The organism is Qipengyuania gaetbuli (assembly GCF_009827315.1).
Classification (GTDB): Bacteria; Pseudomonadota; Alphaproteobacteria; order Sphingomonadales; family Sphingomonadaceae; genus Qipengyuania; species Qipengyuania gaetbuli.
The window spans coordinates 1,499,734-1,512,466 of record NZ_WTYF01000004.1 but is presented as its reverse complement, the minus strand read 5'-3'; the positions used below and the strand labels follow the sequence as shown (position 1 = coordinate 1,512,466).

The 12,733-nt window shown below is 65.2% G+C and carries 16 protein-coding genes; 7 read left to right on the top strand and 9 right to left on the bottom strand.

From position 1 onward, the window contains the following. Window positions 1–5: 5 nt before the first annotated feature. A complete protein-coding gene (acs, locus tag GRI42_RS09910) occupies window positions 6–1,940 on the bottom strand; it encodes an acetate--CoA ligase (RefSeq protein ID WP_160608340.1) in 1,935 nt (644 codons plus the stop codon). A 155-nt stretch (window positions 1,941–2,095) separates the two neighbouring features. On the opposite strand from acs, the gene GRI42_RS09905 reads away from it, so the two are divergent. Beyond that, a complete protein-coding gene (locus tag GRI42_RS09905) occupies window positions 2,096–3,469 on the top strand; it encodes a DcaP family trimeric outer membrane transporter (RefSeq protein WP_160609169.1) in 1,374 nt (457 codons plus the stop codon). A gap of 6 nt (window positions 3,470–3,475) precedes the next feature. Here GRI42_RS09905 and fghA read toward each other — a convergent pair whose 3' ends face one another. The 6 genes from fghA to GRI42_RS09875 form a co-directional block, all read right to left on the bottom strand. Beyond that, window positions 3,476–4,315 carry an S-formylglutathione hydrolase gene (gene fghA / locus GRI42_RS09900; RefSeq protein ID WP_160608339.1) on the bottom strand — a complete coding sequence of 280 codons (840 nt, stop codon included), beginning with the start codon at window positions 4,313–4,315 and terminating at the stop codon, window positions 3,476–3,478. Continuing rightward, complete coding sequence (locus tag GRI42_RS09895) at window positions 4,312–4,827, bottom strand: prolyl-tRNA synthetase associated domain-containing protein (RefSeq protein WP_407692159.1); 516 nt, start codon at window positions 4,825–4,827, stop codon at window positions 4,312–4,314. Before GRI42_RS09895 ends, fghA begins: the two co-directional genes overlap by 4 nt. Continuing rightward, the gene (locus GRI42_RS09890; protein ID WP_160608338.1) at window positions 4,815–5,192 is read right to left on the bottom strand and encodes a VOC family protein; all 378 of its coding nucleotides are present in this window, start codon (window positions 5,190–5,192) and stop codon (window positions 4,815–4,817) included. Before GRI42_RS09890 ends, GRI42_RS09895 begins: the two co-directional genes overlap by 13 nt. Window positions 5,193–5,202: 10 nt before the next feature. Beyond that, the gene (locus GRI42_RS09885) at window positions 5,203–5,583 is read right to left on the bottom strand and encodes a VOC family protein (protein ID WP_160608337.1); all 381 of its coding nucleotides are present in this window, start codon (window positions 5,581–5,583) and stop codon (window positions 5,203–5,205) included. A gap of 61 nt (window positions 5,584–5,644) precedes the next feature. Then, window positions 5,645–6,001 (bottom strand): cupin domain-containing protein, encoded by a 357-nt coding sequence (locus GRI42_RS09880; protein WP_160608336.1) that lies wholly within the window; start codon window positions 5,999–6,001, stop codon window positions 5,645–5,647. Next, window positions 6,001–7,107: an S-(hydroxymethyl)glutathione dehydrogenase/class III alcohol dehydrogenase gene (locus GRI42_RS09875; protein WP_160608335.1), complete on the bottom strand. Its 1,107-nt coding sequence runs from the start codon at window positions 7,105–7,107 to the stop codon at window positions 6,001–6,003. Before GRI42_RS09875 ends, GRI42_RS09880 begins: the two co-directional genes overlap by 1 nt. Before the next feature lie 99 nt (window positions 7,108–7,206). Between GRI42_RS09875 and GRI42_RS09870 the strand changes: the two genes are divergently transcribed. The 4 genes from GRI42_RS09870 to GRI42_RS09855 all read left to right on the top strand — a co-directional run bounded on the left by GRI42_RS09870 (window position 7,207) and on the right by GRI42_RS09855 (window position 9,143). After that, window positions 7,207–7,572, top strand: a complete 366-nt coding sequence (locus tag GRI42_RS09870) for a hypothetical protein (protein ID WP_160608334.1) — start codon at window positions 7,207–7,209, stop codon at window positions 7,570–7,572. Window positions 7,573–7,644: 72 nt separating this feature from the next. Continuing rightward, window positions 7,645–8,082 carry a hypothetical protein gene (locus tag GRI42_RS09865; protein WP_160608333.1) on the top strand — a complete coding sequence of 146 codons (438 nt, stop codon included), beginning with the start codon at window positions 7,645–7,647 and terminating at the stop codon, window positions 8,080–8,082. Between the two features lie 75 nt (window positions 8,083–8,157). Then, entirely contained in the window at window positions 8,158–8,829 is a 672-nt protein-coding gene (locus GRI42_RS09860) for a glutathione S-transferase family protein (RefSeq protein ID WP_160608332.1), read from the top strand. 11 nt (window positions 8,830–8,840) lie between these two features. Then, window positions 8,841–9,143, top strand: a complete 303-nt coding sequence (locus GRI42_RS09855) for a hypothetical protein (RefSeq protein ID WP_160608331.1) — start codon at window positions 8,841–8,843, stop codon at window positions 9,141–9,143. Window positions 9,144–9,159: 16 nt separating this feature from the next. On the opposite strand, the gene mutM is transcribed toward GRI42_RS09855, so the two are convergent. Beyond that, window positions 9,160–9,975 carry a bifunctional DNA-formamidopyrimidine glycosylase/DNA-(apurinic or apyrimidinic site) lyase gene (gene mutM, locus GRI42_RS09850; RefSeq protein ID WP_160608330.1) on the bottom strand — a complete coding sequence of 272 codons (816 nt, stop codon included), beginning with the start codon at window positions 9,973–9,975 and terminating at the stop codon, window positions 9,160–9,162. Between the two features lie 56 nt (window positions 9,976–10,031). Here mutM and GRI42_RS09845 point away from each other — a divergent pair, with 56 nt between their 5' ends. Continuing rightward, window positions 10,032–10,763, top strand: coding sequence for a class I SAM-dependent methyltransferase (locus tag GRI42_RS09845; RefSeq protein ID WP_160608329.1), 732 nt, complete (start codon window positions 10,032–10,034; stop codon window positions 10,761–10,763). 2 nt (window positions 10,764–10,765) lie between these two features. Beyond that, complete coding sequence (ubiB, locus tag GRI42_RS09840) at window positions 10,766–12,328, top strand: 2-polyprenylphenol 6-hydroxylase (RefSeq protein ID WP_160608328.1); 1,563 nt, start codon at window positions 10,766–10,768, stop codon at window positions 12,326–12,328. On the opposite strand, the gene GRI42_RS09835 is transcribed toward ubiB, so the two are convergent. Further along, the gene (locus GRI42_RS09835) at window positions 12,325–12,708 is read right to left on the bottom strand and encodes a hypothetical protein (RefSeq protein ID WP_160608327.1); all 384 of its coding nucleotides are present in this window, start codon (window positions 12,706–12,708) and stop codon (window positions 12,325–12,327) included. The genes ubiB and GRI42_RS09835 overlap by 4 nt on opposite strands. Window positions 12,709–12,733: the final 25 nt, after the last annotated feature.

Here is a 12,733-nt window from a genome sequence, read left to right as displayed (position 1 = left end):
GCCTGTCAGCGGTTCTGCCGTCCTTCGATCAAACGATCAACCAGGCTTGGATCGGCCAGCGTGGAGGTATCCCCGAGCGAGCCGTAATCGTTCTCCGCGATCTTCCTCAAGATGCGCCGCATGATCTTGCCGCTGCGCGTCTTGGGCAGGCCGTCGGTGAACTGGATGTGGTCGGGCGAGGCGATCGGGCCGATCTCCTTGCGCACATGGCCGCGCAGTTCTGCATAGAGGGCATCGGAACCTTCCTCGCCCGCGTTGAGCGTGACGTAGCAATAGATACCCTGGCCCTTGATGTCGTGCGGGTAGCCGACGACCGCCGCCTCGCTCACCTTGGCATGGCTGACCAAGGCGCTTTCGACCTCGGCCGTGCCCATGCGGTGGCCGGAGACGTTGATGACATCGTCCACGCGGCCTGTGATCCAGTAGTATCCGTCCTCGTCGCGCTTGCAGCCGTCGCCGGTGAAGTACTTGCCCTTGTAGGTGCTGAAATAGGTCTGCTCGAAGCGCTCGTGATCGCCGTAGACCGTGCGCGCCTGCCCCGGCCAGCTGTGCGTGATGCACAGATTGCCCTCGGTCGCGCCCTCCAGAACCGCGCCGTCATTGTCGACCAGCTGCGGACGGATCCCGAAGAAGGGCTTGCCTGCGCTGCCCGGCTTCATGTCGTGGGCATTGGGCAGCGTCGTGATCATCACGCCGCCGGTTTCCGTCTGCCACCAGGTGTCGACGATCGGGCAGCGCTTCTCGCCGACCACGTCGAAATACCAGCGCCAGGCTTCCGGATTGATCGGCTCGCCCACCGTGCCGAGCAGGCGGAGCGACGAACGATTTCGGCTGGTCACGAATGCATCGCCCTCGCGCATCAGCGCGCGGATCGCGGTGGGGGCGGTGTAGAGGAAGTTGACCTGGTGCTTGTCCACCACGTCCCAGAACCGGCCGTGGTCGGGGTAGTTGGGCACGCCCTCGAACACCACCTGCGTCGCCCCGTTCAGCAGGGGGCCGTAGGCTATGTAGCTGTGGCCCGTGATCCAGCCGATATCGGCGGTGCACCAGAACACCTCGCCCGGGCGATAGTCGAAGACATAGCTGAAGGTGGTCGCCGTCCACACGCCGTAGCCGCCGGTGGTGTGCACCACGCCCTTGGGCTTGCCGGTCGAACCGGAGGTGTAGAGGATGAACAGCGGGTCTTCCGCGCCCATCGGCTCGCACGGGCATTCCTCGTCGCTGGCGAGCTCGTGATACCAGTGGTCGCGCCCCTCAGTCATGGTGACCTCGGTGCCGGTGTGGCGCACGACCAGCATGCCGTCGATCGGCGTGTCGTGATCGGGTTCGGCCAGCGCGGCATCGACATTGGCCTTCAGCGGCACGCGCTTCGATCCGCGCAGGCCTTCATCGGCGGTGACGACGAAGCGGCTGGCACAGCCTTCGATTCGGCCGGCCAGCGCCTCGGGAGAGAAGCCTCCGAAGACCACCGAATGGATCGCGCCGAGGCGGGCGCAGGCCAGCATGGCGAGCACGCCTTCGACGATCATCGGCATGTAGATGGTCACGCGGTCGCCGCGCTTGACGCCTATCGCCTTGAGCGCATTCGCCATGCGCACGACCTCGCCGCGAAGCTCCGCATAGGTCAGGCTGCGGCCCGGGGTTGCCGGATCGTCCGGCTCGAAGATCAGCGCGGTGGCATCGCCGCGGCCCGCCTCGACATGGCGGTCGACGGCATTGTGGCACAGGTTGAGCGTGCCGTCGGCAAACCACTCGATACCGACCGGATCATACGACCAATCGCCGCCTTTGGTCGGGGGCGTGACCCATTCGAGGCGCTTGGCCTGTTCGAGCCAGAAGCCGTCCGGATCCTCTACCGAGCGGCGATAGAGCTGCTCGTACATTTCCGGCGTGCAGTTGGTTTCGCGGGCCGTATCGAGGCGCTGGACGGCATTGAGCATGGGTCGTCTCCCTTCACCTTCGTGATAGCAGCACAAGGCCCCCTCGCGCTTTCAGACGAAGGTCTTACGACCATCCGCTCATACCCTTCGCGGCGTCTTGCAGCCCATACTTGCCTGAAATGACAGCGAGGGAGGCTGCGATGGCGATGAGGGGAATGAGGACCGTACTGCGTGCAGGCCTGCTGGCGGGTACGTGCATGGCAGCTGCACCGGCAGCGGCGCAGGATGCGGATGTAGAGCAGCGGCTCGACCGGCTGGAAGCGCTGGTGATGCAACTGGTCGAACGGCTCGATGCGCAAAAGGGGCAGATGGAAAGCCAGCAGGCCGAAGCTGTCGCCGCCACGCAGCAGGCGCTGGCCGAAACGAAGGCGCTGCAGGCGCGCCAGGCCGAACTCGCCGCCCAGATCGACGAGCCCAAGAAGCAGGAAGACAAGGGCTTCCGTGTGGGCAACACGACCATTTCCTATGCCGGCTACGTCAAGTTCGACGCGATCTCGCAGCGCACCAGCGGCGGGCAGGTAGACAGCGGCAATATCGTGCGCGATTTCCTCATTCCCGGGGCGATCCCCGTGGGCGGGGACGGGTCCGGCTGGGACACCGATTACAACGCCCGCCAGTCGCGCCTGATCTTCAAGACCGCGACCGACGTCGGCGCGGAACACACGCTCAATTCGCAGATCGAGCTCGACTTCATGGTCACGCCGGGCGGGGACGAGCGGATTTCGAACAGCTACGAACCGCGCCTGCGGCAGGCCTTCATCACTTACGACAACTGGCTGTTCGGCCAGGCCTGGTCGACCTTCCAGAACGTGGGCGCGCTGCCGGACAGCCTCGACTTCATCGGCACGACGCCGGGCACGGTCTTCGTGCGCCAGCCGATGATCCGCTACACCAGCGGCGGCCTAATGCTCGCTGCCGAACAGCCCGAGACGACCGTGACCACGCCGGCGGGCGGGCGCGTGCTGGGCGGGGACGACACGCTTCCCGATTTCGTGGCGCGCTATAACTTCTCGGGCGACTGGGGCAGCGTGACCGCCGCCGGCATCCTGCGCAATTTGCGCATTTCCGACGACGACCTCGGCTCCGACGGCGACAGCGCGATCGGCTACGGCCTCAGCGTGTCGGGCAAGCTGGCTTTGGGCGAGCGGGACGATCTGCGCTTCATGGGCACGGTCGGCGACGGCCTGGGTCGCTACATCGGGCTCAACATCGTCAACGATGCCGCGCTCGACCTCGATGGCGACCTCGACCCGATCTTCACCTATTCGGGCTTTGCCGCCTACCGCCACCTGTGGTCGGACAAGCTGCGCTCCAGCGTGGCGGGGTCCTATTTCAAGGCCGACAACCCGGTCCTGCTGACCACCGGCGCGGTGACCGACGAGAGCTGGAACGTGTTCGCCAACATCATCTACTCGCCCGTGCGGCCGGTCGATATCGGGCTGGAGTACATGTACGCCAAAAGAACGCTCGAAAACGGCACCTCGGGCAATCTGCAGAAACTGCAGCTGTCGGCGAAATATTCCTTCTAGGAGGGCTCAGCCCAGCCGCGCCGCGTGCCAGGCGATGTGGTCGGCCATGAAGCTGGAGATGAAGTAGTAGGAGTGGTCGTAGCCCTCCTGCATCCTGATCTCCGGCGACATGCCGGCCTTGGCGCAGGCGAGCGAAAGCGCGCCCGTCTTCAGCTGTTCCTCGAGGAACTGGTCCGCCGTGCCCTGGTCCACCAGGATATGGTCGTGCCGCGCGCCGTCCTCGATCAGCGCGACCGCGTCATAGGCGCGCCATGCGTCGCGGTCGTCGCCCAGATAGCGTGACAGCGCCTTCTCGCCCCACGGCACACGGCTGGGCGAAACGATCGGGCTGAAGGCGCTGATGGAGCGGAACCGCGCCGGATCGCGCAAGCCGATGGTGAGCGCGCCGTGCCCGCCCATCGAGTGGCCGGTAATCGCCTGGCGCGACAGGTCGACAGGGAATTCGCTCGCGACCACCTGTGGCAGCTCGATCTCGAGATAGCTGCGCATCCGGTAATGGCGGCTCCAAGGGTCTTGCGTCGCATCGACATAGAAGCCTGCGCCCTTGCCGAAGTCGTATTCGTCCGGCGCATCGGGCACGTCCTCTCCACGCGGAGAGGTGTCCGGGGCCACGAAGACGATGCCGTGTTCGGCACACGCACGGCGATACTCGCCCTTTTCGGTCACGTTCGCGTGGGTGCAGGTCAGGCCGGAAAGATACCACAGCACCGGCAGCTTCACGCCGGGCAGGTGCGGCGGGACATAGACCGAGAAGGTCATTTCCGTCCCCGTAGCGTCGGAATGGTGCGAGAGGACGAACTGGTCGCCGTCGAAGGCCCGGTTCTGCGATAAATATTCGAGCGTCATGCGGACTCCTGCACCGGGATTTCGGCGACGCGCGGCGCATGGCCCCAATGTCCGATCAGCCGCAAGACGTCAGCGCCGGACAGCCCCAGCGTCGCGGTGTTGCGAAGCGGGTGGACGTTTATGCGGGATGCGGCAGCAAGACCGGCCTCGATCACGCAGGTCACGCTGCCCGGTTCTGCATTGATCATGGCGAGCGGGGTGACGGAGCCGGGCGCAATGCCGATCAACCGCTCCATGTCGTCCGCCTTGCCGAAGCTCACCCGCTTGCAGCCGATGGCACCGGGCAGGGCCTTCAGGTCGACGCGCGCCTCGGCCGGCACGGTGACCAGCCAGAAGACCCCCTTGGCGTCTTTAAGGAACAGGTTCTTGGTATGCGCGCCGGGTATCCCGGCATCGACATGGCGGCTCTGCTCGACGGTAAAGACCGCTTCGTGCTCGTGCTCGGCGAAGGGGATTGCGAGCGCCGCGAGGTCTGTACGCAGGCCTTCTTCGCCGCGCATCACAGCCAGCATACCCCGCACAGCTTGTGCCCGTCTGGATCGCGCAGGTAGGCAAGATACATCTCGCCAAAGGGGCTGGAGCGGGGCCCCGGCGGGTCCTCGACCGTCATGCCGCCATTGGCGCATCCGGCTTCGTGCCAGGCGTCCACCATTTGCGAGCTGGCGACCCTGAAGCCGATGGTATTGCCATTCGCCACCGTAGGCGGCTCGCCGTTGATCGGCTTGCCGACGACCAGCACGCCGCCGTCATGGCGATAGACCAGCCGGCCCTTGGGATCGTCCTGCGCCGCAGGGCCGCCGATTGCGGCGAAGGTCGCATCATAGAAACGGCGCGAGCGCTCGATGTCGCTCGCGCCGATGGTCAGGTGATTGAACACCGAAGCCCGCTCAACCCATGCGGTGCAACGCGCACAGCTTGTTGCCGTCGGGATCGCGCAGGTAGGCGAGATACATGGCATTGGGTGTGCCTTCGCCGCGAACGCCCGGCGGGTCTTCGATCGCGGTGCCGCCTGCTGCGACGCCGGCCGCGTGCCAGGCATCGGCCTGTTCGGGGGTCATGCCGATGCCGACGGTGCAGCCGTTACCGGCCGTGGCCGGTTCGCCGTCGATCGGCTTGGTGACGAGGAACGCGCCGCCATTGTGGAGGTAGATCAGGCGACCCTTTTCATCGACGATGCCTTCGCGGCCGCCGATGGCCTTGAAGGTCGCATCGTAGAACTTCTTCGACCGGTCGATGTCGTTCGAACCGACCATCATGTGACTGTACATGGGCTCTCTCCCTTAGGTTTCGATTCGCCACCTTAAGCGCGGTGGCAGGGCGTGCAAGCGCTCAGATGTCGACCGCGACCTTTGCCGTGGCATGATCGCCCGAATTGGGCGTGCCCTCGGTGTCCATGACGAAGAGCTTTGCTTCGCCATGCGGTGCGCGGGGACGGTGCTCGGTGCCGCGCGGCACGACGATCATCTCGCCGGGGCCGAGCGTTTCGGTCCTTTCGCGAAAGTCGATTTCCAGCGCGCCCTCGATCACCAGGAACAGCTCGTCCGTGTCGGGGTGGCTATGCCAGTGATACTCGCCCTCGACCTTGCACAGGCGCACCTCGTTGCCGTTGAAACGCGCCGCAATGCGGGGCGCCCACTGCTCGGTGAACTGCCCGAACTTGTCGTCGAGATTGACCTTGGCGGGCATCAATAGACCACGACCGCACGGATGCTTTCGCCGGCGTGCATCAGGTCGAAGCCCTTGTTGATTTCTTCCAGGCTCAGGCGGTGGGTGATCATCGGGTCGATGGCGATCTTGCCGTTCATGTACCAGTCGACGATCTTGGGCACGTCGGTGCGGCCCTTGGCCCCGCCGAACGCGGTGCCGCGCCAGTTGCGGCCCGTAACCAGCTGGAAGGGGCGCGTCTCGATCGTCTTGCCGGCTTCCGCCACGCCGATGATGATGCTGGTGCCCCAACCCTTGTGGCAGCATTCCAGCGCATCGCGCATGACCGCGGTGTTGCCGGTGCAGTCGAAGCTGTAATCCGCCCCGCCGTCGAGCATGTTGACCAGCGTTTCGACGACATTGCCGACGTCCTTGGGGTTGACGAAGTCGGTCATGCCGAACTTGCGGCCCCATTCTTCCTTCGAATTGTTTATGTCGACGCCCACGATGCGGTCGGCGCCGGCCAGTTTCGCGCCCTGGATGACGTTCAAACCGATCCCGCCGAGGCCGAAGACCACGACATTGTCGCCCGGCTTGACCTGCGCTGTGTTGACCACTGCGCCGACGCCGGTGGTGACCCCGCAGCCGATATAGCAGGTGGTGTCGAAGGGCGCGTCTTCGCGGATCTTCGCGACCGCGATTTCGGGCAGCACGGTGAAGTTCGAAAAGGTCGAACAGCCCATGTAGTGGTAGATCGGCTTGCCGTTGTAGGAAAAGCGCGTGGTCCCGTCGGGCATCAGGCCCTTGCCCTGCGTTTCGCGGATCGCGCTGCACAGGTTCGTCTTGCCCGACAGGCACATTTTGCACTGGCGGCATTCGGGCGTGTAGAGCGGGATCACATGGTCGCCCGCCTTCACAGAGGTAACGCCTGCGCCGACTTCGCGCACCACGCCGCAGCCTTCGTGGCCCAGCACGCTGGGGAAGATCCCCTCGCTGTCCAGCCCGTCGAGCGTATAGGCATCGGTGTGGCAGATGCCGGTCGCCATGATTTCCACCAGCACCTCGCCCGCCTTGGGGCCTTCGAGGTCAAGCTCGACGATTTCGAGCGGCTGCTTGGCTTCGAAGGCGACGGCGGCACGGGTTTTCATGGATCGAATCTCCTTTTCGCCCGCGTGGTTAGGAGCGGGGCGCACCCGCTGCAAGCCAAGTTGCTTGCGGTTCATCGGCAAGCGGGTAGGGCGGCAGGCATGAACAAGCTCGCCCTTATCGCCGCCCTCGGCCTTGCTACCCCGCTTGCCGCGCAGGATGCGTCCGCACCGCCGCAGCTCGATGCCGCGCAGCAGGCCTCGGTGCGCTGCGGGGCCGCTTTCGCCATCGTTGCGCGCGGACAGGCCGAAGGGGACGAGGCCATGGCCCGCTATCCTGACCTGAAAGAGCGCGGGCTGGAATTCTTCGTGCGCTCGACCGCGCGGCTGATGGACGAGACCGGCGCCGACCGCGAGGCAATGCGCGCTCTGGTGATGGCTGAAGGCGCGGCGCTGGGCAGCGATCCCGCCTCGCTTCACGCGGTCATGCCCGCCTGCCTGCTGATGCTCGACGCCTCGGGCCTTTAAGCGCGCGCGTTCAGCTTTGGCTCAGCGCGGCGCGCCTACCACGCCCGCGTCGCAGAACCACGGGGACATTCCATGCGCCTTATTCCGATCGCCATCCTTGCCGCTGTCATGCCGCTTCCCGCCCTTGCGCAGGATGCCGAGCTGCTGACGCCCGAAGAGGCGGAAGGCACCTCGCTCGAGCAGATGTCGGACAAGCTTTCGGACCCCGTGCGCCAGCAGGAACTGGCAATGATGGCGCGCGCCATGGGCGAAGTGCTGCTCGACCTGCCGATCGCCCCGCTGACCGAGGCACTGGCCGATATCGCGGGCGAGGAAGCGCCGGCGATGGACAGGGGCACGACGATCCGCTCGCTCGCGCCCGGCTCCTCGCGCGTGCCGGCAGAGATCGAGAAGAACCTGCCCCGCGCCATGGAAGCCATGGGCGCGCTGGCCGGCGCGATGGAGGCGATGGCCCCCGAATTGCGTGCCATGGCCAAGCGCTTCGAACAGGCTCTGCCGCCCCAGCGCTGATCCACGGGTAAATTTCCGCCAAAATGCGCCTGCCAGGTGGACGGGCGCGCGCTGCTGTCGCATAGGCGGTGAAGCATGTGGCAGCTCCACCAATTCCCCCTGTGTCCCTTCAGCCGCAAGCTGCGTTTGCTGATGGGCGAAAAGTCGATCGCCTATGAACTCGTGCGGGAAAACCCGTGGGAGGCGCGCGATGCCTTGTGGCACCTCAATCCCGCCGGACGCACGCCGGTCCTCCATGACCCGGGTCGCCGCGTCGCATTGAGCGACAGCCAGGCGATCTGCGAATTCTTCGAGGAAACGGTCGATCGCAACCCGATGATCTCGGGCAATGCCCTCCAGCGCGCGGAAATCCGCCGGCTGGTGAGCCTGTTCGACGAGAACCTCTACGGCGACGTCACCGCGCCCGCGCTGCACGAGAAGATGAAGAAGCGCCTCGTCCTGCGCCAGTCGCCCGACGGGCGCGTGCTGCGCGAGATGGGCAAGCTGCTGCACGGCCACCTCGACTATATCGACTGGCTGGTCGACACGCGGCAATGGCTTGCAGGGCCGACGCTCAGCCTCGCCGACCTCGCCTGCGCGGCGCAATTGTCGGTGGTCGACTACCTCGGCGCGATCGACTGGAAGGGCCACGACCAGGCGCACGACTGGTACATGGTCATGAAGAGCCGCCCGAGTTTCCGCCCGCTTCTGAGCGAGAAGATGGAAGGCCTGCCCCCGCCGCGGGAGTATGCAGCGCTGGATTTGTGAGGCGGACAAGCATGGAGACCGACGCTCAACGGCGCCATCGATCGATCGGCACTTTCGGCAAGTTCTTCATTCCGGCGTGGATTGCTCTGGCCGCCATATTGACCATGGCCGCGGCAAGTGATTTCCTCTTCGGTTTCGGGTGGGGTTATACCGAAAAAGACGCGCTCGGTGGCTTGGGAATGGTAGCGTTTGGTTTTCTATTTTGGTTCGTTTGGAAGGTGTTCCACGGTTTCCTCGGCGAACTAACCGATATTTTCTTCGGCAGTCCTCGTGGCGACGAAGAGATCCCCGACGAGGCTCCCCCCAAAATTTAGCGCCCCACGAAACCATTCACCTCTGACAAACCGGGCAGAACCACGTGCTCCGCCCGCCCTGCACGATACGCCGGATGGTGCCGCCGTCCTCGCGGTGGCAGGGCTCGCCCTCGCGGCCGTAGACGCTGAAGCGGGTGGCGAAATAGCCCAGGTTGCCGTCGGGCTGGGCGAAATCGCGCAAGGTGCTGCCGCCATCGCGGATCGACTGTTCGAGCACCTCCCGGATGGCAGGGACGAGGCGGCGCAATTGCGGCATGGTCACCTTGCCGCCGGCCTTCCCCGGATGGATGCCGCTGCGCCACAGCGCCTCGCAAACGTAGATATTGCCGAGGCCTGCCACGATCCGCTGGTCCAATAGCAGCAGCTTAATCGCCTGTTTTCGCCCGCGCGTTTCCTCGCGCAGATGTTCGGCGGTCAGCGCATCGCCCAGCGGTTCCGGCCCGAGCGCGGCGAAGGGTTTCCACGTCACCAGTTCGCTATTGGTCATCAGGTCCACCGAGCCGAAGCGGCGCGGGTCGTTCAGCGCAAAGCGGTGACCCGCCGTCTCGAGAACTAGATGGTCGTGCTTGTCGTCCTCGCCGGGATCGATCCGCCAGCGCCCGCTCATGCCGAGGTGGAACACCATCGCATGGTCGCGGCTGGTATGGACGAGGCCGTATTTCGCCCGGCGCGACAGGTGCGTCACGCTCGCGCCGGTCAGCGCCTGCACCAGATCTGCGGGGAAGGGGCGGCGCATGTCGGGGCGGTTGACCACCACGCGGGTGATCGTCTCGCCCTCGAGGAACCGCGCAAGGCCGCGCACCGTTGTTTCGACTTCAGGTAACTCGGGCATGAAAACCCCTCTAACACCCTTTGCGCTCCGCTCAATTCCCCCTAAGGCACGCCCCCATGAACGACACCGTTTCCTTCGGCTACGAAGACATCGACGCCAGCGAGAAGACCGGCCGCGTGGGCGAGGTCTTTTCCAATGTCGCCGCCAAATACGACATCATGAACGACGCGATGAGCGCGGGCATGCACCGGTTGTGGAAGGACCGCTTCGTCAAGCGCGTGAAGCCGCAGCCGGGCGAAGCGATTCTCGACATGGCGGGCGGCACGGGCGACATCGCCTTCCGCATGGCCGCCAAGGGCGCCAGCGTCACCGTGTCCGACATCAACCAGGACATGCTCGACGTCGGCATCGAACGCGCGATGGAGCGCGGGATCGACGGCCTCGTCTGGAGCCGCCAGAACGCCGAGGAACTGACCTTCTCCAGCCGGATCTTCGATGCCTACACCATCGCCTTCGGCATCCGGAACGTCACCCACATCGACAAGGCGCTAAAAGAGGCGCACCGCGTGCTGAAATACGGCGGGCGCTTTTACTGCCTCGAATTCTCGACTGTCGAATGGCCCGGCTTCAAGGAAGCCTATGACCTCTATTCGCACAAGCTGGTGCCGCAGATCGGCAAGGCTATCGCGGGCGACGAGGACAGCTACCGCTACCTCATCGAATCGATCCGCCGCTTCCCCGACATGCCCGCTTTCGAAGGCATGATCCGTGACGCAGGCTTCGTGAATACGCGGGTCGAGCCGATCATGGGCGGCCTCGTCGCGATCCATTCGGGGTGGAAAGTCTAAGGGTGGCACGCCCCGCAACGCATATCTGGCGACTAGGTCGTTGGGCGCGCATTCTCGCGCGCCACGGTGCCCTTCGCGGTATCCAGAACGATCCGAACACCCCGCCTCCGGTGAAGCGCCTGATTGCCCTGTTCAGCATCGGCACGATCAAATCGCGCCAGCCGGATTACGCAGGCGCCTTCCGCGACATCGGCCCGGCTGCGATCAAGCTCGGCCAGACGCTGGCGACCCGTCCCGATCTCGTGGGCGAGGATGCCGCGCGCAATTTGTTGAAACTGCAGGATGACCTGCCGCCGGTCGGTTTCGACAAGATCAAGGCGAGCATCGAGGCAAGTTTCGAGCAGCCGCTCGAAAGCCTCTATTCCGAATTCGACCCCGTGCCCGTGGGTGCGGCGTCCATCGCGCAGGTCCACCGCGCGGTCACGACCGAAGGCCGGCAGGTCGCGGTCAAGGTGCTGCGCCCGGGCGTGCGCGAACAGTTCGCCAAGGACATCGACACCTACGAATGGGCCGCCGCCCATGTCGAGGCGATGGGCGGCGAGGCAGCCCGCCTGCGCCCGCGGCTCGTCATCGCCAATTTCAAGCGCTGGACCAATCGCGAACTCGACCTGCGGCGCGAAGCGGCCTCGGCTTCCGAACTGGCCGAGCACATGGTCGGCACGGAGGGCTACGAGATCCCCGGCATCGACTGGGATCGAACCAATGGCCGGGTGATGACGGTCGACTGGATCGATGGCATCAAGATCAGCAATGTCGAGGCGCTGAAGGCCGCCGGTCACGATACCGAAGAACTGGCCAGCCGCCTCGTCCTAGCCTTCCTGAAGCAGGCGATCGCGGCCGGTTTCTTCCATGCCGACATGCACCAGGGTAACCTGTTCGTGAAAGCGGACGGCACCATCGCGGCGATCGATTTCGGCATCATGGGCCGCATCGACCGGCAGGCGCGGATGTGGCTGGCGGAAATCCTCTACGGCCTGACCACGGGCAATTACAAACGCGTCGCCGAAATCCATTTCGAGGCGCAATACGTGCCGAGCTATCACAATGTCGACGAGTTCGCGACGGCGCTGAGGGCGGTGGGCGAACCCATGCGCGGCAAGCCGGTGAGCGAATTGTCGGTCGGCCAGATGCTCGACGGGCTGTTCGCCATCACGCGCGATTTCGACATGCAGACCCAGCCGCATTTGCTGCTGCTGCAAAAGACCATGGTGATGGTCGAAGGCATCGCCACCCAGCTCAACCCGCAGATCAACATGTGGGACACCAGCGCGCCTTACGTGCGCAGCTGGATCCGCGACGAATTGGGGCCGGAAGCGGCGATTGCCGACCGCATCAGGACCGACACGGAAACGCTGCTGCGCATTCCCGAACTCGTCCGCCGGATCGAGGAACGCTATCCGCCCAAGGGCGGGGCGCCCGAACCGCCCCCGCTGCCCGAAGTCGAACTGATGTGGGAACGGCGCGCGCGCCGCGAACGCGGTCGCGGGCTGCTCGGCTACCTCGTGGTGGCGGCAGGCGCCGGACTGGCCGGCTGGCTGGCCGCCGCGCAGGGCTGGATCGGCTAGGCCGGATTGCCCCGCCACTGCAGCATGGCGAAGGCCAGCACTGCAATGTGGAGCGCCTCGACCGTCATCGGCTGCCACCAGCCGTCATAGGTCCCGACCACGAACAGGTTCACCAGCCGCCCGGTAAAGGCGATGGCGAACAGCATCAGTGCGGGTAGCAGCACGTCGCCGCGCCGCTTCCACGCACCCCAGCCCATGAAGATGGCCGAGACGAGGAAGAAGGCGGTGAAATCGCCGCGCATGGCGGACAATCCCATCGCGCCTGTTGCCGTCAGGCCGAAGTCGACACCGGCCAGCGCCGGGTCGACGAGAAAGCTGACGCCCAGCACCAGGTCGAGCAATGCGCCCAGCGCGATCAGCGATGCGAGAATGAAATTCATCTGCGAAACCCCTCCGTTTCCTTTT

What these genes read in the sequence shown, in the direction of transcription:
- acs (WP_160608340.1), bottom strand. Translation starts at nt 1,940, where the DNA reads ATGCTCAATGCCGTCCAGCGCCTCGATACGGCCCGCGAAACCAACTGC.
- GRI42_RS09905 (WP_160609169.1), top strand. Translation starts at nt 2,096, where the DNA reads ATGAGGACCGTACTGCGTGCAGGCCTGCTGGCGGGTACGTGCATGGCA.
- fghA (WP_160608339.1), bottom strand. Translation starts at nt 4,315, where the DNA reads ATGACGCTCGAATATTTATCGCAGAACCGGGCCTTCGACGGCGACCAG.
- GRI42_RS09895 (WP_407692159.1), bottom strand. Translation starts at nt 4,827, where the DNA reads ATGCTGGCTGTGATGCGCGGCGAAGAAGGCCTGCGTACAGACCTCGCG.
- GRI42_RS09885 (WP_160608337.1), bottom strand. Translation starts at nt 5,583, where the DNA reads ATGTACAGTCACATGATGGTCGGTTCGAACGACATCGACCGGTCGAAG.
- GRI42_RS09880 (WP_160608336.1), bottom strand. Translation starts at nt 6,001, where the DNA reads ATGCCCGCCAAGGTCAATCTCGACGACAAGTTCGGGCAGTTCACCGAG.
- GRI42_RS09875 (WP_160608335.1), bottom strand. Translation starts at nt 7,107, where the DNA reads ATGAAAACCCGTGCCGCCGTCGCCTTCGAAGCCAAGCAGCCGCTCGAA.
- GRI42_RS09870 (WP_160608334.1), top strand. Translation starts at nt 7,207, where the DNA reads ATGAACAAGCTCGCCCTTATCGCCGCCCTCGGCCTTGCTACCCCGCTT.
- GRI42_RS09865 (WP_160608333.1), top strand. Translation starts at nt 7,645, where the DNA reads ATGCGCCTTATTCCGATCGCCATCCTTGCCGCTGTCATGCCGCTTCCC.
- GRI42_RS09860 (WP_160608332.1), top strand. Translation starts at nt 8,158, where the DNA reads ATGTGGCAGCTCCACCAATTCCCCCTGTGTCCCTTCAGCCGCAAGCTG.
- GRI42_RS09855 (WP_160608331.1), top strand. Translation starts at nt 8,841, where the DNA reads ATGGAGACCGACGCTCAACGGCGCCATCGATCGATCGGCACTTTCGGC.
- mutM (WP_160608330.1), bottom strand. Translation starts at nt 9,975, where the DNA reads ATGCCCGAGTTACCTGAAGTCGAAACAACGGTGCGCGGCCTTGCGCGG.
- GRI42_RS09845 (WP_160608329.1), top strand. Translation starts at nt 10,032, where the DNA reads ATGAACGACACCGTTTCCTTCGGCTACGAAGACATCGACGCCAGCGAG.
- GRI42_RS09835 (WP_160608327.1), bottom strand. Translation starts at nt 12,708, where the DNA reads ATGAATTTCATTCTCGCATCGCTGATCGCGCTGGGCGCATTGCTCGAC.